This is a genomic window from Paenibacillus turicensis (assembly GCF_017873435.1).
Taxonomy (GTDB): domain Bacteria; phylum Bacillota; class Bacilli; order Paenibacillales; family Paenibacillaceae; genus Fontibacillus; species Fontibacillus turicensis.
In genome coordinates, this window is sequence record NZ_JAGGKG010000022.1 from 41073 (window position 1) to 65094 (window position 24022).

Sequence of the window (24022 nt, forward strand, 5' to 3'; positions counted from 1 at the left end):
GCGAGCTGCGATATTATAATACGATCCTGATATTATACATGATATACTGACCGATGAAGCATTCTGACTGTTATTAAAAGTATTTCTTAATTTTAGAAAGCGGGTGGAGAAGGAATGTCACATCAGCCCGAAGATGTCTTACAGAATGTAAAGGCAACGAGAAATCAAGCCAACAATAAAAGAGGCGCTTTGAAAATATTCATTGGTTTTTCACCAGGGGTTGGCAAAACCTTTACGATGTTATGTAATGCTCACAAGGAATTAGTTCAGGGTAGGGATGTCATTATTGGTTGCGTTCAAAATAATCAGAAATATAGCCTTGAGTCACTTTTACAACAGTTTGAGCATTTACCTTTCATCGAGCATCATGGAATGTCTTATCCTAATTATAATTTTGATCTAGATCGTGCATTAGCTAGAAAACCTCAGTTAATCGTCTTGGATAACTTAGGATATCGTAATAAAGCAGGTAGTCGACATAAAAAAAGATATCAAGATATTGAGGAGCTACTTCAGGCGGGAATCGATGTGTACACTACACTAAATATACAGCAATTAGAGAGTTTAACAGATATCGTGTCTCCCTATATTGCATTTTCTGAGCCTGAACGAATTCCGGATCATGTATTAGATGGTGCAGATTTTATAGAGTTTATTGATTGTGATATAGAGCAATTAATGACTAGATACGAGCAAGGTTTAATTTTTAAAAGTGAAAAAGAGATGGCTTCTTATAAGTTGTTGTTTCAAAAAGAGAGATTACTTGCGTTACGTGAGATTGCACTACGTACTGTAGCTCAACAATTAAAGCGAATTGCCTCACAGCAATCGATGAAGACGAAACAAAACGATGAGTCTATTAAAGATCATCTGTTAGTATGTGTTTCAGCCGCAGAATCTAACAAAAAGGTGATTCGTACAGCAGCCCGAATGGCGGAGGTGTTTCATGCTCGTTTTACAGCTTTATATGTAGAAACTACCCAAAGTAAAGAGGATGAAAAATTTAATTCGGCAGGGTTAAGAGATAATTTTCGATTAGCAGAGCAATTAGGGGCGCAGATTGCGACTGTTTATGGGGATGATATTCCCTTGCAAATCACGGAATATGTGAAAACAAGTAGGGTATCTAAAATTGTATTGGGACGTTCCCCAGAGCGTAAGCGAAGCTTCTCAAAAACGACAATCGTAGATAAGCTAATTGGTCTTGAACCTAACATCGAAACCTATATTATTCCGTATTCACGTTACAAGGAGAAAAGAAAGTTTTCTATCCGTAAATTTGAATCCTCCTTTTCATGGATGGATGCCTTTAAAACAACACTCATTCTTTTGATGTGTACATTAGCAGGCTTATGGTTCCAAGCGTTAGGGTTCCGGGAAGCGAATATTATTACTGTATTTATTTTAGGGGCATTAATAAACGCAATGGTTACGCAGGGAAGGCTCTACAGTGGGATCACCTCAATCATTAGTGTATTAATTTTCAATTTTTTATTTACAGCACCACGTTATTCGTTTCAAGCGTATGATTCAAGCTATATTGTTACATTTGTGGTCATGTTGATTGCTTCCTTTATGACAAGTACACTGACGATACGTGTACGCAAGCAAGCGCGACAATCTGCTCAGAAGGCATATCGCACAGAGGTTTTGCTGGAGACAAGTCGTAAACTACAGCAAGCGAATTCAGCCTCCGCAATTATGGAGGAAACAGCACGACAAATGGTGAAGTTGTTAGATAAAACAGTTGCTTTTTATCCTGTTCATAATGACAAAACGGAATCGCCTATTTTAATTGCTAAGCCAGATTTAACAGCAGAGCAGGTGCAAGGGCTTATTTCAGATAAGGAGTATATTGTAGCTGACTGGGTATTACGTAATAATAAATCAGCGGGGGCAACAACGGATACTTTTTCCAATGTTCGGTGGTTATATTTTGCTGTTCGTAGTGGTGAAAAAGTACATGCCGTTGCAGCGATTGATTTAGGGGAGCAAGAGCCAGTAGATACTTTCCAGAAGAGCTTAATGATTGCGATGCTTGGTGAATGTGCGCTTGCATTAGATAAAGAGTACCTTAGTGAGCATCAAAAAAGTATATCGCTACAAATAGAACAGGAGCAGCTTCGAGCCAATTTGCTTCGTGGCATTTCTCATGATTTGCGTACCCCATTAACTAGCATTTCAGGAAATGCGGGCATTCTAATTAGTAATGGCTCAGTGTTAAGTCAGGAACAGGTAAAGGGGCTATATGCTGATATTTATGATGATTCAGTCTGGTTAAATCATTTAGTTGAAAATGTGCTGGCGATTAGCCGCATTGAGAATGGAGTTTTAAATTTTAATTTCCAAATTGAAGTGATTGAAGATGTCATTTTAGAAGCCTTGCAGCATGTCAAACGTGAAAAAGCAAATCATATCATTAATATGAATTTGCCAGATGAAATACTTATGGCAGCTATGGACTCTCGCTTAATTGTGCAAGTATTAATTAATTTGATTGACAATGCGATCAAATATACAGAAGTGGGCACAGCAATTACGATTTCAGCTAGACAGGAAAATCAGAATGTGCTGATTGAGGTAGCAGACCTTGGAGCTGGTATCCCTGATAAGGACAAACCTAAAATTTTTGAGACATTTTATACGCTTAAATCTAATGTAGATGGAAGGCGTAGCTTAGGATTAGGCCTTTCACTATGCAAATCTATTATTGAGGCTCATGAAGGAAAGATTGGACTACGCGATCATTATCCTTGTGGGACAGTTTTTTGGTTTACATTACCAGCTGCTGAGGTGAATTTTGATGAATAAACCATTTATTCTCGTTGTTGAGGATGACAAGCCAATAAGAAAGCTCATTACTACAACGTTAGAGACACAAGGATATCGCTATCAAGCGGCAACAACGGGGGAGCTTGCCATTATGGAGGTATCTACAAGACAACCTGACTTGATGATCCTTGATTTAGGTCTACCAGATATGGATGGGGTAAACATTATCCGTAGAGTGAGAGAGTGGTCAAACATGCCGATTATTGTGGTCAGTGCGCGTAGTGAGGATCGCGATAAAATCGAGGCGTTAGATGCAGGCGCAGATGATTATTTAACGAAACCATTTAGTGTAGAGGAACTGTTAGCTAGGTTGAGGGTGAGCCTGAGAAGACTTCAATATGTCCAGGAAAAGCAATATGATCACTCTATTTTTATAAACGGTGTCCTTAAAATAGACTATGCCGCAGGTTGCGTCTGGCTACAGGATGAGGAAATCCATCTAACCCCAAGCGAATATAAGCTATTATGCTTACTTTCTAAATATGTAGGTAAAGTGCTCACGCATAATTATATTTTGCATGAAATATGGGGGAATCATCCCTATGATATTCCTGCTTTACGTGTTTTTATGGCAACTTTGCGTAAAAAGATTGAACCTTCAGGTCAGCAAAAGCTCATTCAAACCCATATTGGGATTGGTTATCGAATGTTGCAGATTAACGAGGATTAGAACTAAAATTTTGGCGGCAGTAAGTAGCTTAGAATAACAGAAAGAGTCCTGATTTAAGGGCTCTTTTTTCTTTTTTGAACTATTCGAAATCTTTTCTAAATCTTTCCTTAATCCCTTATTCTAAACCTTAATCCTACGTTAATGGCTAGGGTGCTACGATTGATGTGTATCCAATTTCTAGGAATAAAGGGGAGGAAGATCAATGAGAATGTATGAGCTTATTAAAAATATTGAGCAGCTAAGCGTTGTTTTGATTATCTTTTTTGCTGGTAAGAAGTTTTTCGCATATATGGATTTTGTCCATCAATTTAGCAAAAGTAATGGGGTGTTGGAGCAATACGAGGATTGCAATGTATACAAGGCGGCGGTTGCATTTGCAAATGGAGCATCTAATCAAGGTGTAAAAGAAATGATGTTACAAAATTATCAATTTAATGAAGATAAAATCAACCAAATTTTAATTTTGGCACAAAAAAACATAACCAAGATGGATGAACAGGATGAGCTGGATGATGCAGGTCTAGCTAACGCTTTTATAGACGCTGTCAATGAATCTTTAGGAGAAAATGTGTATTACTTAGACTCCCCACAGAAATCTTAATGCAATCTTAATCTCGTTCCGAAGGCTCTAATCCTGACTTAATGCTGGTCATGGTACTCTGAGTATCTAGCAGGGATTTCATAATAAAAAGTAATTTCTTTTAAAGGAGGAAATGGCATGCTGGATCTCATCATGATTGGAACATTAGCTTGTGCCATACTGTTATGTTATTTGTTTTTAACCTGGTGTGGGAGGTTGACAGGGGAAGCGGAGGAGGACCAGTCATGATCATTGTCTATGTTTTGACGGTGTTGTTATTTCTGTATCTCATTTATGCACTAGTTTACCCAGAGAAATTTTAGAGGTGTGGTTTTATTAGTTAGAGGAGGTCATGAAATGGCCATTTTGCAAATGGTGATAGTCATTATAATTTTGATTTTATTAGTAAAGCCATTAGGAAGTTATATCTATCATGTTTTTTCTAATCAGTACAATAAAACAGATAAAGTATTTGGCCCATTAGAGAAATTAATTTATAAAATTGCAGGCTTAAAAAATCAAGAGGGGATGAGCTGGAAACGATATACGCTAAGCTTGTTAGTCACTAATATCGTATTTATGGCATTTAGTTATTTGATTTTGCGAGTTCAGAATATATTGCCTGGAAACCCCAATGGCATTGCGAACATGGAGCCTACACTAAGTTTCAACACAGTGATCAGCTTTATGACCAATACAAACTTACAACATTATAGCGGGGAAACAGGGTTAACCTACTTCTCACAAATGGCGGTCATTATGATGATGATGTTTACATCAGCTGCCACTGGTATCGTCGTTGCTATTGCTTTTATTCGTGGCTTAACGCGTAAAGGGACATCATTAGGTAACTTTTTTGTTGATTTTATTAAAGTACAAACGAGACTACTTCTTCCTATGGCAATCATAGTAACATTGCTGCTAGTTGCTTTAAAGGTTCCACAGACATTGAGTCCTACAATAGAAGCAACCACGTTGGAGGGAGCAACACAGCATATTGCGATTGGCCCTGTCGCATCGCTGGAGTCGATCAAGCATTTGGGTACAAATGGGGGTGGTTTTTTTGGTGCGAATTCTACACATCCATTTGAGAACCCAAGTCCACTTACAAACGTTATTCACATTTTGGCGATGTGGTGCATACCCGCTTCATTAACTTATACATTTGGTAGATTTGCAAAAAATCAAAAGCAAGGTTGGGTTATTTTTAGTGCGATGCTTATCTTATTTTTAGCATTATTATCACTATCCTATACGTCTGAGCTAACTGGTAATCCAGCAATCAATGCGTTAGGTGTAGATGCTACTATTGGCAATATGGAAGGGAAAGAAGTTCGCTTCGGTATTGCCCAATCTGCATTATTTACAACCGTTACAACAGCGGCAACAACAGGTTCAGTCAATAATATGCATGACACCTTAACACCTCTTGGAGGACTTGTGCCACTTATCCTTATGATGCTAAACAATGTATTTGGTGGAGATGGTGTAGGATTAATCAACATGTTAATGTATGCTATTTTGGCCGTGTTCCTATGTGGGCTTATGGTTGGACGTACACCTGAATTTATGGGGCGGAAAATTGAGCCAAAAGAGATGAAGCTGATTGCCATTGCGATTTTAGTTCATCCATTTATAATTTTAGCGCCAACTGCGATTGCTTTTATAACAGAGCTTGGCAAAGGGGCGATTAGTAATCCTGGCTTTCATGGCATCACGCAAGTGTTATATGAATTTACCTCTTCAGCAGCAAATAACGGCTCTGGGTTTGAAGGATTACGGGACAACACGACATTTTGGAATATGACTACAGGTTTGGTCATGTTGCTTGGTAGATATATTTCAATTATTGCATTGCTTGGGGTAGCAGGCTCCTTAACTACGAAACAGTGGGTTCCAGAAACGATTGGAACATTCCATACCGATACGCGATTGTTTACGGGGATATTAATTGGAATTGTGCTTGTTATAGGTGCATTAACGTTTTTACCCGCGCTTGTGCTTGGCCCAATTGCAGAGCATTTGGTACTCCTGAACTAGATGAGGTGAAGAGATGAACATGAACATGAATGCGAAACGAAAAAGTATGCTTTCTGTTGGAATTGTAAAAAGAGCTCTAATAGACAGCTTTATAAAGTGTAATCCACTCATAATGGTGAAAAATCCAGTGATGTTTGTGGTGGAGGTTGGGACATTTGTTGTATTGTTAATGATCTTGTTCCCTAGCTATTTTGGCACACAGGATAAAATCGGATTTAACATTGCTGTGTTTTTTATTTTGCTGTTTACGGTGTTGTTTGCTAACTTTGCAGAAGCATTAGCAGAAGGTCGAGGAAAAGCACAGGCAGATAGTTTAAAAAAGACCAAACAAGAAATTATGGCAAATAAACTCGTAGGAGGCGCTTTGATAACTATACCCTCTACGGAGCTGCTTAAAGGCGATATCGTTATTGTAGCTCAAGGCGAGATGATACCAAGTGACGGAGAAGTCATCGAGGGATTAGCATCTGTAGATGAATCCGCAATAACGGGCGAATCTGCCCCTGTCATTAAAGAGGCAGGTGGAGATTTTAGCTCGGTAACCGGCGGAACTAGAGTGGTTAGTGACCAAATTACCGTGCGCATAACTAGTGACCCTGGGCACACCTTTATCGATGTTATGATCGCGTTAGTTGAGGGTGCGAAGCGTCAAAAAACACCAAATGAAATCGCACTAAATACGCTTCTTGTGAGTCTGACTTTAATATTTTTAATTGTTGTCGTGACCCTGGCGCCTATGGCAGATTATCTCGGAATAAAACTGGATATTCTTGTCTTGATCTCGCTACTCGTTTGTCTGATTCCAACCACAATAGGAGGTTTATTGTCTGCAATTGGGATTGCGGGAATGGATCGGGTTACCCGTTTTAACGTGCTTGCGATGTCAGGCAAAGCGGTGGAGGCAGCAGGTGACATCGATACAATGATTTTAGATAAAACAGGAACGATTACGTTTGGAAATCGGATGGCGAGTGAATTTATCCCTGTCGGCGATAGTACTGTAGAGTCTGTGGCTCAGTGGGCAGCCATTAGCTCGTTAAAGGATGAGACACCAGAGGGACGTTCTGTATTAGAACTAGTGAAGAAAGAAGGATTCACTTTTACTATTGAGGTTGCGGATAAAGCACAATTCGTTGAATTCAAAGCAGAAACTCGGATGAGTGGGATGGATTTACAGAATGGGCAAAAGATTCGTAAAGGTGCAGTGGATTCAGTGAAAAGTTGGGTGAGTGGCAACGGAGGAATGATTCCCGAAGATTTAGATGAGAAGGGAAACAAAATTGCATCTGCGGGTGGTACACCTTTAGCTGTGGCTGTCGATAACGTGATCGTTGGCTTGATTTATTTAAAGGATACTGTAAAACCTGGTATGCGAGAACGGTTTGATCAGCTACGAAAAATGGGGATTAAAACGATTATGTGTACTGGTGATAATCCATTAACCGCGGCAACGATTGCCTCTGAGGCAGGCGTGGATGATTTTATAGCAGAGAGCAAGCCAGAGGATAAGATCGCGGTCATTAAAAAGGAGCAGGCGGCTGGAAAGCTTGTTGCTATGACGGGGGACGGTACAAATGATGCCCCTGCACTAGCACAAGCAGATGTCGGGTTAGCGATGAATAGTGGTACTACGGCAGCAAAAGAAGCAGCTAATATGGTGGATTTGGACTCTGATCCCTCCAAAATTATAGAGGTAGTTGCCATAGGCAAGCAATTACTGATGACCCGTGGTGCTTTGACCACATTTAGTATTGCAAATGATATCGCGAAATATTTTGCTATTATTCCTGCCATGTTTATGGTAGCTATTCCTCAATTGAAGATACTTAATGTGATGGCATTAGGGTCACCTATGTCTGCGATTTTATCAGCACTTATATTTAACGCTATCATCATTCCGCTGCTTATTCCGTTAGCGATGAAGGGGGTTTCCTACAAGCCGATGAGCTCGGCTAAATTGTTAAGTCGTAATTTGCTAGTGTATGGTTTGGGCGGAATTATTACCCCGTTTATAGGTATTAAATTCATTGATTTGTTTGTTCATTTATGGGTGTAAGGTTAGCGAACAATAGGAAGGAATGAAAAAACGATGGAAACGACTAAAAATAGATCACAGCACCTACCATGGTTTGGGACTGTTCGGCTTAGCTTTGTGTTCATCATATTATGCGGAATTATATATCCGCTGCTTAGTACGGCGCTGGCTCAATTGTTTATGCCACACCAAGCGAATGGAAGCTTGGTCACAGATAGCAATGGTAAAATTATCGGGTCCGAATTGATCGGGCAAAGCTTTAGTGATCCGCATTTTTTCCAAGGTCGCATTTCTAGTATTCAGTTTAATGCCGAGGCGTCAGGCTCTAACAATTACGGACCTTCTAACGAGGAATTAATGAAGCGAATCAAGGGATCTATCGAGACATGGGAAATAAATAACCCAGATGTTCCTATCAGTCAGTTGCCTATCGCTTTAATTACAAACTCAGGCTCAGGCCTTGATCCACATATTACACCTCAATCAGCTATTGTACAGATTCCTAGAATTAGTAAATTAACAGGCCTATCTACTCATAAATTAGAAGAATTAGTGAGAGAAAACACAGAGGAGCGCGACTTGGGGATTTTTGGAGAGCCACGTGTTAACGTATTAAAATTAAATCTTGCACTCTCTAAGCAGCAACAAGGGAATTAAGATTTTATATTAATTTGGGTTTATTCCAAAATACAAGCTGGAGGTTAACCATGGCGCCTTTCAAACGGAAAACACCAGAGGAGATATTGTATTCTATCGATCAGCTACATCGAGGCAAATTCAAGATCATTATTGGTGCTGTCAGCGGCTCCGGTAAAACCTATCATATGCTCCAGGAAGGGCTACAGCTTAAAAGACAAGGGATCGATGTCATTTGTAGTGCCGTATCTACGATGCAAAGGCTGGAGACTGTGCAGTTACTGGATGAGCTAGAGCGTATTCCAAGTATTCATTGGTGGAGGGGGGAGCTAGAGAAAAAGGATTTGCCCATTGATGATATTGTTGCACGCAACCCAGAGGTGTTGCTTGTAGATGGATTGGCACACCGTAACAGAGACGGTGCTAGATTTGAAACGCGTCTAATGGATATTAAATATTTAATGGATCAAGGAATTAGCGTAATTACGACGGTTAACGTATATGAACTTGCTGATGTGAAGCCAATTATATATAAAATTACAGGAATACAGGTTGAAGAAACTGTTCCACTAGATACGTTAGAGTTAGCAGATGAAGTTAGACTCATTGATGTTTCTCCAGAGACCATTTTAAAACGAATCGAAGAAGGTATTTTGGGTAATTACCCCAATCCTGCGTTAGCCCAGAAAGGGAACCTTGCTGTGCTAAGAGAAGTTGCCTTACGGCTTGTGGCGGAAGGAGTTAACGACTCATTAGATAGGCATCGTGAGGAGCAAGGGTTAGTTGGTGCATCTGGTGCAACAGAACGCATTTTAGTATCTGCACAATACCATTGGAATGGCTCCTTATACATTCGAAGAGGGCAACAGATTGCGAAACGCCTTGGTGGTGACTTGGCTGTAGTTTCATTTGTACAAAATAATAAGCCGTTAACGAAGGAACAACAAGACTTTAAAAAATACATTAAAAAGTTAGTGAAACGGATTGAAGTTAGTTTTGACGAAATAGCTTTAGCTAACATACGGCGACTTCCTGCTGTACTAGTTCGGTATGCAACTGCAAATAATGTGACCCGAATTGTAATGGGACATTCCCAAAAAAGTGTGTGGCAGGAAATTTGGCAAGGTTCTATCGCCAATCGTGTACTTAGAAAATCAAAAAACATTGATATTTTTCTCATGGCTGATCGGGCTTTGGAGGAAGGAGAACGAATTCTCCCAGTGAAAGCGACTCCCACAAAACAAGAAAAAAGGTTCCATCGGTTAAGTGATAGTGAGCTTCAACAAAAGGTGGACTGCATTCGTAGGGGGACTTTTAAAGTATACATTGGTGCTGCCCCAGGGGTGGGAAAGACATATAAGATGCTACAAGAAGGAAATATACTATTTCAAAAAGGCATTGATGTCGTAATTGGGTTATTAGAGACGCATGGGAGAAAAGAAACGCAGGAGCAAATAGGTGATTTGCCAATAATCCCTCGTGCGAAGCTAGAATATCAAACTACTATTTTAGAAGAGATGGATACAAATGCCATTATTGTCCGTCATCCGGAAGTCGTGCTTATCGATGAATTAGCTCATACCAATGTACCTAGTAGTGCAACTCGCAAACGATATCAGGATGTAGTTCGAATACTAGAGCAAGGTATATCTGTAATTACAACGGTAAATGTGCAGCATTTAGAAAGCCTTAATGACGCGGTCGAGCAATTAACAGGAGTACGTGTGCGTGAGACGGTGCCAGATGCACTTTTAAAATTAGCGAATGAAGTGGAATTAATCGATGTTACACCCCAAATGCTTCAGGCAAGAATGCAAGAAGGGAAAATTTATGCACAGGAAAAAATTGATCAAGCGCTTAGTTCCTTTTTTAAGCTTGGCAATCTTATTGCGCTGAGAGAACTCGCTTTAAGAGAAATTGCAGATGATGTGGATGAGCGGCTAGAGGCGTGGGATCGTGATGCCGCATTAAGGGGGGCATGGAGTAGGGAAGAGGTTATTTTTGTATGTGTAGATTTAGATTGTCGTGCGGAAAAACTGATACGTCGAGGTTTTCGTGTTGCACATCGCTTAAAAGCTAAATGGGTTGTTCATTACGCTCAAAGTGGAATTACCTTAAGCAATGAACAGCAAAAATTTCTTGACTCGTTACGATTACTCACTGAACAACTTGGGGGAAATATGGAGATAACGGAGATTGAGAGTCATCGAAAAGTTCATAAGCATCTCCTCGACCGTATGAATAAAGTACACACAACTCAGCTTTTGATCGGACAATCTCGTAAACCTTGGTGGCTTACTATATTTAGAGAAACCCTTGTCCACTATTTATTAAGAAATGCAAGACATATTGATATGCTAATCGTGGCTGATTTCGAAAAGTAAGGATTAGGCGATATTTTATTTGGGATTGCAGTTTAGCAAATAATAACGTAATATATATGATAATAATTATCATTATCATTATCAATAATTGGGAGGAATTATATCATAATGAATCATGAAATAATGGATGTTACGATTATCGGCGGTGGTCCTGCGGGATTATTTGCTGCTTTTTATAGTGGTTTACGTGAAATGAAAACAAAGCTTATCGAGTTCCAACCGATGCTGGGTGGGAAGGTGCATGTGTATCCTGAGAAAATGATTTGGGATGTGGGTGCAATAACACCTGTGCCTGGTGCACAACTTATTGAGCAGATGGTGGCGCAAGGACTTACATTTGATCCAGAAGTAGTATTAGGTGAAAAGGTGACTTCGATTGCACAAGCGGAAGAAGGACATTTTGTTTTACATACTGCATCAGGGGATCAACATTTAAGCAAGACGGTTATACTTGCGATTGGTGGCGGAATTTTAAATCCTACGAAGCTAGAGATTGAAGGAGCGGAACGCTTTGAGGTGACGAATTTAAATTACACCGTAAAATCGTTAGCTCGTTTTAAAGATAAAACGGTATTAATTTCAGGTGGGGGCCACTCTGCGGTAGACTGGGCAAATGAATTGTCATTAATTGCAGATAAAGTATATTTGACCTACCGTAAGGATCAGCTTAAAGCACATGAAGCGGATATTTCCAAACTGGAAAGTAATGGTGTTGAAGTTTTATTTAATACCTCGATTAAAAAGCTGATCGCTGGTCAAGATCAATCATTAATCGAAACAGTATTGCTAGAAAAAGGCGAAGATCGTTCTGAAATCGAGATTGCTGTGGATGAAGTCATTATAAGTCATGGCTATGATCGTGATAAGGAGTTACTTGAAAATTGTGAAGTGAAGTTTGATATGGTGGAGGAGTACTGGGTTGCTGGAAACTCCATGAGTGAAACTTCTGTACCAGGTATTTATGCAGCTGGAGATATTTTAAATTACGAAGGCAAGCTACATTTGATTGCGGGTGCTTTTCAGGATGCAGCAAATGCAGTGAATAAAGCGAAAAAATTCGTGACCCCAGACGCAAGGGAATATGGTATGGTTTCCTCACATAATGACCTGTTTATAAAGAAAAACAGAGAAATGATGAAGGATGTTTATAAAAAGTAAGTAATCAGTACTTGACAAAGTAAGAGGTAAGAGGCTACGTAGTAGAGAGTGGTTTCAACCGCTGTTAAGGTCCCAATTTCGTATCAAAAGGTATTAAAATGATGAAATTGTGATCTTAAAGGCGGCCGCTATGGCTTTTCCACCATCTCTCTACTCCTCCGCTTGGTTAGCTTATTGCCAAGTCTTGATTTTAAGTTGAGCGAAAAATAATGTTAATTTATTTTTGGTTACTTGACCGCTAACCCAAACTAGCGAAGGGACAGAGAGATTCTGAAGATTGTCTCTTAAAATCATATTCCATCAATACATTTACTTCAATATAAAAGGAATATGATTTTAACACAATCGCAAGAACTCTCTGGAGCGTAGCTACCACCCACTAGAGGTTATCAAGTACTAATTTATAAATAGAGCCTTATTTTACCCTGCAATCACATCACGTTTCTTTAGACATAGGCTGGCAAACAGCCAACAAGCTAAAATAAATAGAAGGCAGTTTAATATAAATGTAGTCATACTAATTGGCATCGCACCCTCTGGATTTGTTGCGTTCATCCCTAAAGCAAGTAAGGAATAAGGGTAATAAGCACCTAAGCCTTGGGATAAAAATGCCACGCCACTAAATCCGCCAATCAATGCAATTCCTACAGGTACAGCAAAGCTACGAATGATTAAGGAGAAAATAAGCTGGATTGCACAAATTACAATACCTGCAAATGCCCCTCTGACCAACCATCCCAATAAATTAATAGGAACCGAGCCGCTGACACCTGCTAACCAACCAGAGGCAATAAATAACACACCAATCCAAACCATAGTCAAACAAACCATCACAGAAGCAGTAAAAAGTTTAGCAAAATATAAATACGAAATTCGAACAGGTGCTGTCATTACTGCGTTCCAATTATGATTTGTATGCTCCATACGATATAAATAAGAGCAGTACACCCCGATTAAGGCAGGGATAAAAAAGTAGCAATTAAATAAAGTATGTTGAGTCCACAAACTATACCAATGGTTTTGTAAAACGGCTTGATTTTGTAAATAGTTAAAGGTGCCCATAATTGCCGGTAAGATCGGCAGTAATATAAAGGAAAGCCAAACAGGATTACGTTTCATTTTTAACCATTCTGCGGCTATTGTCGCTTTTAGCATGTCATTATAGCTCCTTTCTTACAAATGCACTTCGACCTATCGCATATACAATAGCAAACACAACAAGTAATATGAAAAAGCCAGACCAATTGGCAGGTAGCCACTGAAATGTGCTCACTCTAGTTGCCTCATCCCAGGTCATATTTACAACCATTAAGACACCATAATATCCCCAAGGAATTAATTTTTGCAGCCATTGCGGAAAAAACATACTAAATAGACCAAACAAGCCACCAAGTAGGCCAACGGTTAATGCAGCCATTTGATTTCTAAATAAGAGCGATAATACTTGCTGCAGTAAATAAAGTGTTAGGCTGACAGAAGCAACAAATAGTAAATAATAAGCCAGCATTAAAGATGGAAATGGTTCAGTAAAGCCTTTTACATTACCATATCCAATCATGACAGCAACCTGAAGCAAAATTGCAGCTAACATATAAAGCGCACCACAAACAAACTTAGCATCAAATATTACTCCAGCAGGGAGAAAGGTACGAAGCAGCTTAAAGGTGTTGCCTTTATGCTCTATGTCACATAACCTAGAGGCAGTAACAGCAGCAACAACGGGCATAATAAGTGCATTAAGCAAGGGAAGCTGATACATAAAACGTTTCCAGCCTTGTGCCAGCTCGGTGTTATCCATTTTTCGAAAGGCCCATAGTAGCCATAATAGCTCTACAGCGATAAGTGCAGCGATAATGACCCATATTTTACGCTTGCGTGTTTTCTGAAACTCAGCTAAAAGTGCCTTCATTACAAACTCACCACCGTTCCTGTAAGCTCAAGGAAGATATCCTCCAAGCTCTTGCGACGTTCCTCAATCCGTACAATCCCAACAGCATGCTCAGATAAAATATGTGTCATTTTAGCAAGTAAATGATCTGACATATGAGGTAACATAATATATCCATCCTTAAACTCACAATGAATACCCATAGATTGCATCACCTGTGTAGCAGTTGCATTATCTATTGCTCTAAGCGCTAAATGGGCTTGACTTCGCTCATGAAGAGTGGGTAGCTTATCTTGAAAAACAAGCTCGCCTTGGCTAATAATTCCGACATTTGTAGCAATCTGATCGATTTCACTTAACAGGTGACTAGAGACAACGACAGTCATGCCAAATTGCTGAGGCAAGGAGCAGATCAGTTCGCGCATTTCTTGAATTCCAGCAGGATCAAGTCCATTTGTGGGTTCGTCCAAAATCAGTAGCTTCGGATTCCCTAACAAGGCACAAGCAAGCCCTAATCTCTGCTTCATCCCTAATGAAAATTGTCCTACTGGTTTTCCTTTCGTATTATCCAGTCTAACAATGCTCAAAACCCGCTTAATATCCTTTTCAGGTACGCCACGTAGTGTCTGAGCTATTTTTAAATTTTCCTCCGCGGTTAGGTGACTATAATAGCTAGGGGATTCAATGAGTGATCCTACGTTTTTTAATATAGATAAGCGATTACGGCTATTCATTTCCTTGCCAAACACTTCAATCCTTCCATCCGTTGGTTTAGCTAACCCAAGAATAAGCTTTAAAGTGGTCGATTTTCCAGCGCCATTTGGTCCAAGAAAGCCATAGACAGCTCCCTCTGGGACTGATAAATCGAGGTCTTTTACCCGAAGGGTCTTACCATATAACTTACATAGACCTTGTGTCTTAATGATGGTTGCCACTAAAAACAACTCCCTTTCCAAATTTGTTTCTAGTGTAGCAATACGTCCTTTCACATAACTTTCAGCTACCTTTCATTTACCTTAAGCTTTTGTCTATTCGTTCAATCCTGTATAGGAATAGGCTATAATGAATTTAAAATTTAGAAAAAAGTATAGGTGCTAGCATATGAATAACATTTTTGAGAGTCGGATTTTAATTATAGATGATGAACCTGATTTAAGAATGATGATTGAAAATATATTGCGACAAGAAGGCTTTGAACATGTCTTTACTGCTGCGGATTGCGCACAAGCAAGGCGTTTATTTGCTTCGATAAAACCGGATGGGGTACTTATGGATGTAATGCTGCCAGATGGAGATGGATTTTCGTTAATGTCTGAGTTTCGTAAGCATTCCCCAGTTCCTATTTTGTTTCTTTCGGCCAGAGATCAGGATGAGGATCGTCTACTTGGCTTGGGTCTAGGTGCAGATGATTATATTACAAAGCCGTTTTTACACAGAGAGCTATTATTACGTCTTAAGTCTGTGCTCAATCGCGCTTATTTCCCTGTTTTGTTCAAGCAGGTAGATCACAAGCCCATTTTTTATTTGCAAGACACAAAGGTAGATTTAAATAGCGGTACAATTATAGTGGGAGATGCACTAAGAGGTGAGCAAGAGCAGCGATCTTTAACGGCAAAGGAGTTTGTCATTTTAGAGAAGCTATATGAAAATCGTGGACGGATTGTAACAGGGGACAGCTTATGCCATGCGGTGTGGGGGGAAGGCTTGTATGGGTATGAAAATTCACTCATGGTACATATTCGCCGCTTACGCGAAAAGCTGGAGCCAGAGCCATCTAAACCCCGTTATCTTCTCACTGTACGTGGATTAGGGTATAAGCTGAAGCTGGAGGGCGAGCAATGAAAGGGATGCTCAAAGTATTGTCACGTTATGTTGCTACAGCGGCAACCGTTGCTGTGCTATTGCTTATACTGAATGTTATTGTTGCATTTGTATGGATTACTGGAACCTATGATAGCGGGAAAACGCAAGGGAATGTGGCGGAAATTGCAAAACACTTAACCAAAAACAATGGGGGCCTTTCTTTTACAGAACAAGGAAGAGAGCAGCTTGAGCAGCAATTTGAGTGGGCGATGTTGCTTGATCAAAGTGGAGAAGTCATATGGTCTGAACATTTGCCTCAAAACATGGCAAGAAAGTATACGAATTCAGAGGTAGCGGGTTTTTCTCGTTGGTATTTGGCAGGATATCCTGTGTATGTGTGGCAGCATCCAGAGGGCTTGTTTGTGCTTGGAGCCCCTAAAGATAGTGTCTGGAAAAAAAACATGGAGATGCCTCAGCATGTTGTTAAGCAGTTACCTGAGTGGATGTTAGGTGTATTAATTGCAAATATTGGAGCGGCGTTATTGTTAGCCTTGTTATTTGGACTTCGTTTGTTTCGTTCACTTCGATCTATTGCCAATGGAATTGAAGATATTGCGAATAATAAAGAGGTTCAGCTTCCGATACGTGGGGTATTAGGCGATTTGGCACAAGGCCTGAACAAGACTTCAGCTCGACTAAAACAACAGGAAGCAGCTTTGCAAAGACGGGATGATGCACGAACAACATGGATTGCAGGGGTTTCCCATGATATTCGTACACCATTATCCATCGTGATGGGTTATGCAAGTCAACTAGAGGAAAATTCAAACCTACCTTCGCAAGAGCAGGAACAGGTGCGTATTATTCGTAGTCAAACGGAAAAGATCAAGACATTAGTTAGTGATCTAAATCTAGTATCCAAACTAGAATATGATATGCAGCCACTTCACTTAACAACATTATCACCTGCCGCAATAGTTAGAGGTATTGTAGTGGATTTTCTTAATAGTAGTCTAAATCATTCATATACTATTGAGATTGATGTGAAACCAGATGCTGGGCGTATTCAGCTTATTGCTGATGAAAAGCTATTGCAACGGGCTATTGAAAATCTAGTGTCCAATAGTATTCGTCATAATCCTGATGGCTGTCATATTATTGTTGCTGTTCATCAAGAGGATGCAACCTGTCAGATCACAATTGCCGATAGTGGAATTGGTTTCTCTACTCTGCAGCTTGAGATGTTGAACTCCCCACCTGACTTGGTTCAGTTGGATAGCCATGGACTTGGACTTACTCTTGTACGGCAAATTATGAAGGCACATCAGGGTACTGTAGCATTTTATAATTTTGCTGACGGTGGCTGCGGGGTTACACTGGAGTTACCTATACATAAAGAAGACGTTGCCACTCTGTGACAATGTCTTCTTTAATGTGGAGACTCATTTCCTAATTTTCTCCTCGTAGTGATTCAACAATGCTTGTATTACGTAGTCTACGAAGCGGCCACAAGCTTGCTAAAATAGTAGTTAAAATTGCACCAACGAACGAAATGAAAATGCTAAACCAAGGAATACTCCAGCCCATATCTATAGCATTGGCTAATAAATAATGAACACCATAACTGATAGCTGTACCAACAATAGACCCATAAATGGCTGCAATCACACCGTAAAAAATGCCTTCAAGGAAGATCATTTTTGTCATTTGTGTCTGCGTCATTCCGATTGATTTTAAGACAGCAAATTCTTTCGTACGAAGAATAAGATTCGTGCTCATCGTATTTAAAATATTTAAGAAGGCAATTAAAATAATGACACCCATAAATCCGTACAAAAATATTGCTGTCGTGATTGTATCATTTTTTGCCTCAGCCAATTCCGTAGCTCTATCGTTATAGCTATAACCAGCATCCTTGTCCACAACAGATTGCAAATAGGTGGTAATGGGTTCACTTGCTTTCTCAGGATCAGCTAAAATAAAAATTCTTTTGTATGAATCTGCGCCTATAACCTTGTTATATACTTTAGGTGTTGTAATAAATGTACGAATCACACTATTCGTGTACTGATCAGATAACAGATCATGGTCGGCAATACCTACTACCGTCACAGTATGGTAAACATTATTGTGATTAGAACGCCCCTCATAAATGCTTCCCATGCTACGGATTTGAATCTTATCCCCAACCTTAAAGTTAGTTTGATTTATAATGATTTGTTTGCCTTCGTCTGTTATCACATTTATTTTTTGAATAATGATAACCCCATTCTCAGCATCCATCTTCTCTTTATTAATTGTTCCAGAGGTTAGCTTGTCTTTGAAATCATCTAAACCATTGTAACCATAGGATTGAATAAAATTGTTGCTAGTTCTATAACCATTTTGTTCAGGTACATTAAAGCCCTCTTTATTAAGCTTACGATAATTAGGATTTATTTTATCTTGTGGGATAATTGCCGCTACCTGCGAATTGTAAAACTTATAGGCCTTCTCTACGCTATCTAGGCTTGTTATTTTATTATAAATGCCTTCATCTATATGTCCTGAGGTTCTATTATAAATAAGAGAATAAGAGTACTTAGAACCTGAAACCTGTAACGATTCCTTCAGGATATTAACAACATCGCTTAGAACAATAAATAATAAGATACTAATTGCCATCGAGAAAATAGTAATGCGGAAGCGCTTTTGATTCCGTTTAAGGTTACGTCTTGCGAATTGACCCTCAATCCCTAATGTCTTAAGACCAAGCTTAGAATTGGATTTCTTAAATTTAGTAATATGCTCCACCTTAGTTGCCCCTGCACTTTTTATTGCGTCAAGAGGAGAGACACGAGAAGCTTGTCTTGCTGGACCAAGTGCAGATAAGTACACACTCACCAGCCCTAGTGAACCGGCAACAAGGATGACAGGGATAGAGATGACCATCTTCATATCGTTAAAGAAACCAAGAGATAACAAGCTAATATTGTAAAATAATAACTTCATTAACAACGTGCCTGTAAATATTCCGATTGGAATACCAACAAGACTAAGTAAGGTCGCTTCCTTTAACACAATATTACGGATTTGGGCAGGGGTTGCACCTATACATCGCAGTATACCAAACTGTGAAATTCGTTCTAATACAGAGATATGGAAGGTATTGTAAATGACAGCTATTGTACAAATCATAATAAGGAGAATCACTGCAACTGTTGCCCAGATCAAACTCTGGTTAACTCCTTTATAGGTGCTTTGCCCATAAAGCTTTAGTAGGGCATTGTTATATTCGACCCTTACGTTATCAACGTAGTTGTTACGATTTAGTTCAACTGCTGAACCTTGCTCAGCTTCAGTTATTTGTAAGGACGACATAATAGCTTCTGTCTTGTCCTTAATATGATTCATTTCTTTCATTTTTGCATAAATAAAATATTTTTGGTTGTGATCAAATGAGGTGTTAGCTTTAAAAGTAATCGCAGGTAAAATAAAAGTACTAGACCCATTTAAATTACTGCCTGTTTTCATAATGCCAACAACAGTAAATTCCTTTTGGACTTCAGGGCGAAATTTCTCATCAAGACTCCAGCCAAAATCGCCAATCCCATCAATTTTTTTTGCTTTTCCTGTTGATGCATCGATGCGTGTTCCCATTTGTATTTTCATTGGTTTACCCACTATAGGCATTTGTGGAAAAAGACTTAGGCTCCACTTAGGAAGCAGGATCTCATCGGGACGAGCAGGAAGTCTACCTGATTCTAACTGGATTTGGAGCATGTCCATCGCTGTAGAATCATAGTTTTTTATATTCAAATAACGATAGGGTGCGGCATTAGGGTTTTCTTGTTGCTCCTTTTGGCTAGTTTGACTAATGATCCCATAACCCTCTCGACTAACGATTCCCGTTTTCTCTATAGTAGCATTATAAATCAGTTTATTTATTCCTTCTCCTGACATGTTATTAAAGGAGACGTGGTAATCCCCATATTCGTGTATACTTTGGCGGATCAACTTGTCTCTATAGCTAACACCAATTGTACCAATAGAGGTAAGTAGAGATACGGATAATACGATACCTAGGATGGTTAGCCATGTTCTTTTCTTTTGTCCCTTTAAATATTTTACAGTCAGTCCAGTGTAATTGTTCATATTCATTTCACCTCTTGCTGCTGTAATGCACCATCTTCAATCTTAATAACTACGTCAGCCTGCTGCGCAATTTGAAGATCGTGGGTAATCATCACTAACGTCTGATTGTACTTTTTTACAGAATAAGTGAGTAAGTCCATAATTTCTTGACTATGCTTACTATCTAAATTTCCAGTAGGCTCATCTGCCAAAATAATAGAAGGCTTGTTTATTAATGCTCGTCCAATCGCCGTTCTTTGCTGCTGTCCACCAGATAATTGAGACGGTAAATGATGGCGTCGTTCCGTTAGCCCTAACATATCCAATAGTTCCTCGACATAAGTTTCATCTGCTTGACTGTTTTCAAGTAACATAGGCAACTTCATATTTTCTTCTGCGGATAGAACCGGAATCAGATTATAAGACTGAAATATAAAGCCGATTTTACGTCTTCTAATTAAAGCTAGCTCTGTTTCACTTTTTGTATATAAATCAATATCATCAATTAAAACCTGTCCACTTGTTGGTTGATCTACACCACCTAATAAGTGAAGTAGAGAGCTTTTCCCTGAACCACTTGCGCCAACGATAGCTACAAATTCGCCTTGATTTACAGTCAAATTTATATTTTTTAAGGCATCGACTTTTATATCTGAATTTCCATAAGACTTGCATAAATTTATTGTTTTAACGATTTCCATTAGTGCTTCCTCCACATGTTTGTATTGTCTACAGTTAACAGTGTATCCATGTAATCTTACGTTAACGTGAAGACGAAGCTTACAATATCGTAAGCTTCGCTTTATTAACTTAAATTAATTTTGATTAGCTTTCAGTTTTTATGAAAAGAAACCGTAAATGTAGAGCCTTCACCAATTCGACTTTTAACTTGGATCATACCATCATGTTCCTCAATGATTGATTTAGCTAAAGCTAAGCCAATGCCAACACTTTGTGGTTTAGTGGAGTTTTTCCCTCTGTAAAAGCGTTTGAAAATATGAGGCAAATCTTCCTCTGTGATTCCTTCCCCATAATCGGTAATAGTAACGTTATAAAATAGAGGCGTTTCCTCTAGTCTAATATCAATTGTTCCTTCTGCTTTATTATGCTCTAATGCATTTTTGATGAGATTAATAAACGCTTCATTTAGCCAATTGTTATCCCCGTGCATATACAATTTATCATTACCGACAATCATGATTTGTTGTCTTTTTTGCTGAGCTAACAATTGTAAGGTGTTGGTTGCGTCATAAATTACTTGCCCAAGGTTAATACGCTCATGTTGAAAGACGATCGTTCCGGCTTCAACTCGTGCCAATTTCAGCAAGCTGACAATGAGCCATTCCATTCGATCAAGCTGCTGACGACTTCGCTCTAAGAAGGTAAGCTTCATGTCCTCCTTCATGTTGCGGTCATTCAACAAATTCTCATTAAAGACGATGAGTGAAGCTAATGGGGTTTTAAGTTGATGAGAGATGTCGGAAATAAGATTGTGCAGAAATATTTTATCCTGCTTCAGTAAATCAAGACTATGATTTAAGCGATCCGCCATCATATTAAAACTACGTCCTAACCATCCTAAATCCCCTTCAGCTGTTTCCACCAAAGGTATATCGAATTTTTTTTCAACAACTAATTCTGCCGCCAAGGCGACATTTCGAATTTTTTGAAATACTTTACGGTATTCCCACAGTAATAATAGTAAAACTGGAACAGCAAATAAGATGACCACTACGGCTGTACTTAGGGGTAAAGATGAATTGGAAAGGACATTTAAATCTTGAACAGCCATATTTTCATCATATCCATATTGCATAAGTATTTTTCTACCCTCTGCAATTACATGTGACTGAGCGCCTTGGGTAATATAAGGTATGATTTCATCTTTAAGCTTAGGTTCAGACTGTAACAAATGTCCAACTAATGCGGCATTATTGTCTACAATTCCTTGTTTAATGGATTGGAGTTGATGACTAACCATCATAAATAAAATGAACCCTAACATAAGCTGAAAAAGTATGATTTTAAAGGCGATAGATTTCCATTCTGGATTTCGCATTATTGTTATCATAGCTGCTCACCTATTACATCTACATTCCATTTATATCCGATGCCTCGTAGGGTAGTAATATATACAGGGTTTGCAGGATCCTCTTCGATTTTTTCGCGTAGTCTTCTAATATGAACAGACAAGGTGTTATCATCAATAAATTCACCAGACATATCCCATAAATGATGGAGAATCATACTTCGGCTGCAAATTTGCTTGCAATGGGTTAAAAGCATAAGGAGAAGGCGGTATTCAAGTGCTGTTAAGGCTATTTCTTTCTGATCCTTCAATACAACACCTTCTTGCATACGTACCTCAATTTCCCCTGATTTTAATTTATTTTTTGTTGTAAGCTCACTAGACTTTTTTTTGCGTCTTGCTACAGCCTTCATTCTAGAAAGCAGCTCTTTCGTGCGAACAGGCTTCGTCATATAATCATCCCCACCGAGATCAAGCCCTGCAACAACGTTTGCTTCTTCATCCAGTGCAGTGAGAAATATAATCGGTGTTTCAGAGGATTGTCTAATTTCTTTACATAGTTCATACCCAGAGCCGTCAGGTAAATTAACGTCTAACAAGATGAGATCAATAGTATGAATCGTTAATGCTGCTTTTGCTTCTTGTAAGCTAGTTGCAACTATGACGTTGTAACCTTCACTGCTTAACGTATATTTAATACCAAAAACAAAGTTTTGGTCATCCTCAACGAGTAATATATGTTCCATTTTTTACACCTCGTCCTCATTTTCTTTATGCATATATTGTAGCTCATAGGTATACACCGTTCCTATCTCCATTTTGCCTAATTAAAATGGGGAATAAACAACAGTTAGGAGTGATAACCTGTGAGAATTGACATACTAATCATACTGTTGGTGTGACTACAATCAAAGATCAGCCTATTTTGATGTGATATGTTTAAATAAAGGCATGATAGATAGAAGAAGAGGTAACTTAACATATGTCAGCAGCCGCCTTTAACGATTCATCGTTGAATGGGGTTGCTTTTTATTTTCATCATCCTTAAAGAAAGCACCCTAAATATAGAAAGGAGCAAAGGAAAATGAATACTTGTTATCATTGTAGTGAGGCGTTATGCACCCGTCAGGTTCCCATTTTTTCGTCTTTGTCAGAAGAAGAGCTAGGTAAAATCAGTGCCATGATTAAACATAAAAAATATAAGAAGGGCAATGCGTTAATATTAGAGGAGCAGCCCTCTGAGACGTTATTTATTGTTAGAAAAGGCTATGTAAAACTATTGAAAATTACTGCCCAAGGGAAAGAGCAAATTTTACGTGTGCTTTCCGTAGGGGAGTTTTTTGGAGAGCTAAGCATTTTTAATAGTGGAGAGACAAGCAATTTTAGCGCTTATGCCTTAGAGGATACAGAAATTTGCCTATTAACCAAAGCGGCTATGCAGCAAATCATTCAGGAAAACCCAGCGATTTCAATTAAACTACTAGAGACAATTACTAGACGATTAGCTGCAACTGAAAATTTGGCACAAAGCTTAGCGACCAGTGATCCAGAAATTCGAATCGCCTATATGATCATAGAAATGGGTAAAAAATATGGAAAACGTGAATTAGAAAAAACGAAGATTAGACTTCCATTATCTCGCGAGGAAATGGCCAATTACGTTGGGGTAACGAGAGAAACAATTAGCCGTAAATTTAGAAAATTTGAGCGAGATGGAATTATTGAGATTAATGGGACAAGGGAAATAACGATTTGTGATGCGGATAAGTTATATGAGTATGTGGATTAAAAAAGTGGTTGTCAACCACTAATTTAAATAAAGAGCCTTATCTAAAGTCTGATTTCATGAAATCT

At 38.9% G+C, this 24022-nt stretch carries 19 protein-coding genes; 12 read left to right on the forward strand and 7 right to left on the reverse strand.

Annotated features, from left to right (window positions below):
• Positions 1-114 precede the first annotated feature (114 nt).
• From J2Z32_RS18775 to J2Z32_RS18815, 9 genes are all read left to right on the forward strand, one after another.
• Complete coding sequence (locus J2Z32_RS18775; RefSeq protein ID WP_210090727.1) at positions 115-2811, forward strand: sensor histidine kinase; 2697 nt, start codon at positions 115-117, stop codon at positions 2809-2811.
• Positions 2804-3502 (forward strand): response regulator, encoded by a 699-nt coding sequence (locus tag J2Z32_RS18780; RefSeq protein ID WP_210090728.1) that lies wholly within the window; start codon positions 2804-2806, stop codon positions 3500-3502. Before J2Z32_RS18775 ends, J2Z32_RS18780 begins: the two co-directional genes overlap by 8 nt.
• Positions 3503-3704: 202 nt before the next feature.
• The gene (locus tag J2Z32_RS18785) at positions 3705-4103 is read left to right on the forward strand and encodes a hypothetical protein (RefSeq protein ID WP_210090729.1); all 399 of its coding nucleotides are present in this window, start codon (positions 3705-3707) and stop codon (positions 4101-4103) included.
• 224 nt (positions 4104-4327) lie between these two features.
• Positions 4328-4405, forward strand: a complete 78-nt coding sequence (gene kdpF, locus J2Z32_RS22735) for a K(+)-transporting ATPase subunit F (protein WP_425343019.1) — start codon at positions 4328-4330, stop codon at positions 4403-4405.
• Between the two features lie 34 nt (positions 4406-4439).
• Positions 4440-6122 (forward strand): potassium-transporting ATPase subunit KdpA, encoded by a 1683-nt coding sequence (gene kdpA, locus J2Z32_RS18795; protein ID WP_210090731.1) that lies wholly within the window; start codon positions 4440-4442, stop codon positions 6120-6122.
• A 25-nt stretch (positions 6123-6147) separates the two neighbouring features.
• The gene (gene kdpB, locus J2Z32_RS18800) at positions 6148-8178 is read left to right on the forward strand and encodes a potassium-transporting ATPase subunit KdpB (protein WP_210090765.1); all 2031 of its coding nucleotides are present in this window, start codon (positions 6148-6150) and stop codon (positions 8176-8178) included.
• Between the two features lie 33 nt (positions 8179-8211).
• Positions 8212-8814 (forward strand): potassium-transporting ATPase subunit KdpC, encoded by a 603-nt coding sequence (kdpC, locus tag J2Z32_RS18805; protein WP_210090732.1) that lies wholly within the window; start codon positions 8212-8214, stop codon positions 8812-8814.
• 50 nt (positions 8815-8864) lie between these two features.
• Complete coding sequence (locus J2Z32_RS18810) at positions 8865-11177, forward strand: histidine kinase (RefSeq protein ID WP_210090733.1); 2313 nt, start codon at positions 8865-8867, stop codon at positions 11175-11177.
• Between the two features lie 108 nt (positions 11178-11285).
• On the forward strand, positions 11286-12335 hold the full coding sequence (locus J2Z32_RS18815; protein WP_210090734.1) for an NAD(P)/FAD-dependent oxidoreductase: 1050 nt from the start codon (positions 11286-11288) through the stop codon (positions 12333-12335).
• A gap of 420 nt (positions 12336-12755) precedes the next feature.
• On the opposite strand, the gene J2Z32_RS18820 is transcribed toward J2Z32_RS18815, so the two are convergent.
• Genes J2Z32_RS18820 through J2Z32_RS18830 form a run of 3 tightly spaced genes read right to left on the reverse strand, consistent with a single transcriptional unit; the run spans position 12756 to position 15158 of the window.
• Entirely contained in the window at positions 12756-13490 is a 735-nt protein-coding gene (locus tag J2Z32_RS18820) for an ABC transporter permease (protein WP_210090735.1), read from the reverse strand.
• Positions 13491-13494: 4 nt separating this feature from the next.
• Positions 13495-14244 carry an ABC transporter permease gene (locus J2Z32_RS18825; protein ID WP_210090736.1) on the reverse strand — a complete coding sequence of 250 codons (750 nt, stop codon included), beginning with the start codon at positions 14242-14244 and terminating at the stop codon, positions 13495-13497.
• On the reverse strand, positions 14244-15158 hold the full coding sequence (locus tag J2Z32_RS18830; protein WP_210090737.1) for an ABC transporter ATP-binding protein: 915 nt from the start codon (positions 15156-15158) through the stop codon (positions 14244-14246). The genes J2Z32_RS18825 and J2Z32_RS18830 overlap by 1 nt, the downstream gene beginning before the upstream one ends.
• Before the next feature lie 166 nt (positions 15159-15324).
• Between J2Z32_RS18830 and J2Z32_RS18835 the strand changes: the two genes are divergently transcribed.
• Both J2Z32_RS18835 and J2Z32_RS18840 read left to right on the forward strand, forming a co-directional pair.
• The gene (locus J2Z32_RS18835) at positions 15325-16065 is read left to right on the forward strand and encodes a response regulator transcription factor (protein WP_210090738.1); all 741 of its coding nucleotides are present in this window, start codon (positions 15325-15327) and stop codon (positions 16063-16065) included.
• Entirely contained in the window at positions 16062-17444 is a 1383-nt protein-coding gene (locus J2Z32_RS18840; RefSeq protein ID WP_210090739.1) for a sensor histidine kinase, read from the forward strand. Before J2Z32_RS18835 ends, J2Z32_RS18840 begins: the two co-directional genes overlap by 4 nt.
• Before the next feature lie 31 nt (positions 17445-17475).
• Here the strand turns inward: J2Z32_RS18840 and J2Z32_RS18845 are convergent, their stop codons facing one another.
• From J2Z32_RS18845 to J2Z32_RS18860, 4 genes are all read right to left on the reverse strand, one after another.
• Positions 17476-20160, reverse strand: a complete 2685-nt coding sequence (locus J2Z32_RS18845) for an ABC transporter permease (protein ID WP_210090740.1) — start codon at positions 20158-20160, stop codon at positions 17476-17478.
• A 2-nt stretch (positions 20161-20162) separates the two neighbouring features.
• A complete protein-coding gene (locus J2Z32_RS18850) occupies positions 20163-20840 on the reverse strand; it encodes an ABC transporter ATP-binding protein (protein ID WP_210090741.1) in 678 nt (225 codons plus the stop codon).
• 131 nt (positions 20841-20971) lie between these two features.
• The gene (locus tag J2Z32_RS18855) at positions 20972-22210 is read right to left on the reverse strand and encodes a HAMP domain-containing sensor histidine kinase (protein ID WP_210090742.1); all 1239 of its coding nucleotides are present in this window, start codon (positions 22208-22210) and stop codon (positions 20972-20974) included.
• Positions 22207-22914, reverse strand: coding sequence for a response regulator transcription factor (locus tag J2Z32_RS18860; RefSeq protein ID WP_210090743.1), 708 nt, complete (start codon positions 22912-22914; stop codon positions 22207-22209). The genes J2Z32_RS18855 and J2Z32_RS18860 overlap by 4 nt, the downstream gene beginning before the upstream one ends.
• Before the next feature lie 338 nt (positions 22915-23252).
• On the opposite strand from J2Z32_RS18860, the gene J2Z32_RS18865 reads away from it, so the two are divergent.
• Positions 23253-23957 carry a Crp/Fnr family transcriptional regulator gene (locus tag J2Z32_RS18865; RefSeq protein ID WP_210090744.1) on the forward strand — a complete coding sequence of 235 codons (705 nt, stop codon included), beginning with the start codon at positions 23253-23255 and terminating at the stop codon, positions 23955-23957.
• The last annotated feature ends 65 nt before the right edge of the window (positions 23958-24022 follow it).

Excerpts from the sequence above, each read along its gene's own strand:
- J2Z32_RS18775 (WP_210090727.1), top strand. The coding sequence starts at position 115 with ATGTCACATCAGCCCGAAGATGTCTTACAGAATGTAAAGGCAACGAGA.
- J2Z32_RS18780 (WP_210090728.1), top strand. The coding sequence starts at position 2,804 with ATGAATAAACCATTTATTCTCGTTGTTGAGGATGACAAGCCAATAAGA.
- J2Z32_RS18785 (WP_210090729.1), top strand. The coding sequence starts at position 3,705 with ATGAGAATGTATGAGCTTATTAAAAATATTGAGCAGCTAAGCGTTGTT.
- kdpF (WP_425343019.1), top strand. The coding sequence starts at position 4,328 with ATGATCATTGTCTATGTTTTGACGGTGTTGTTATTTCTGTATCTCATT.
- kdpA (WP_210090731.1), top strand. The coding sequence starts at position 4,440 with ATGGCCATTTTGCAAATGGTGATAGTCATTATAATTTTGATTTTATTA.
- kdpB (WP_210090765.1), top strand. The coding sequence starts at position 6,148 with ATGAATGCGAAACGAAAAAGTATGCTTTCTGTTGGAATTGTAAAAAGA.
- kdpC (WP_210090732.1), top strand. The coding sequence starts at position 8,212 with ATGGAAACGACTAAAAATAGATCACAGCACCTACCATGGTTTGGGACT.
- J2Z32_RS18810 (WP_210090733.1), top strand. The coding sequence starts at position 8,865 with ATGGCGCCTTTCAAACGGAAAACACCAGAGGAGATATTGTATTCTATC.
- J2Z32_RS18815 (WP_210090734.1), top strand. The coding sequence starts at position 11,286 with ATGAATCATGAAATAATGGATGTTACGATTATCGGCGGTGGTCCTGCG.
- J2Z32_RS18820 (WP_210090735.1), bottom strand. The coding sequence starts at position 13,490 with ATGCTAAAAGCGACAATAGCCGCAGAATGGTTAAAAATGAAACGTAAT.
- J2Z32_RS18825 (WP_210090736.1), bottom strand. The coding sequence starts at position 14,244 with ATGAAGGCACTTTTAGCTGAGTTTCAGAAAACACGCAAGCGTAAAATA.
- J2Z32_RS18835 (WP_210090738.1), top strand. The coding sequence starts at position 15,325 with ATGAATAACATTTTTGAGAGTCGGATTTTAATTATAGATGATGAACCT.
- J2Z32_RS18840 (WP_210090739.1), top strand. The coding sequence starts at position 16,062 with ATGAAAGGGATGCTCAAAGTATTGTCACGTTATGTTGCTACAGCGGCA.
- J2Z32_RS18845 (WP_210090740.1), bottom strand. The coding sequence starts at position 20,160 with ATGAACAATTACACTGGACTGACTGTAAAATATTTAAAGGGACAAAAG.
- J2Z32_RS18850 (WP_210090741.1), bottom strand. The coding sequence starts at position 20,840 with ATGGAAATCGTTAAAACAATAAATTTATGCAAGTCTTATGGAAATTCA.
- J2Z32_RS18855 (WP_210090742.1), bottom strand. The coding sequence starts at position 22,210 with ATGATAACAATAATGCGAAATCCAGAATGGAAATCTATCGCCTTTAAA.
- J2Z32_RS18860 (WP_210090743.1), bottom strand. The coding sequence starts at position 22,914 with ATGGAACATATATTACTCGTTGAGGATGACCAAAACTTTGTTTTTGGT.
- J2Z32_RS18865 (WP_210090744.1), top strand. The coding sequence starts at position 23,253 with ATGAATACTTGTTATCATTGTAGTGAGGCGTTATGCACCCGTCAGGTT.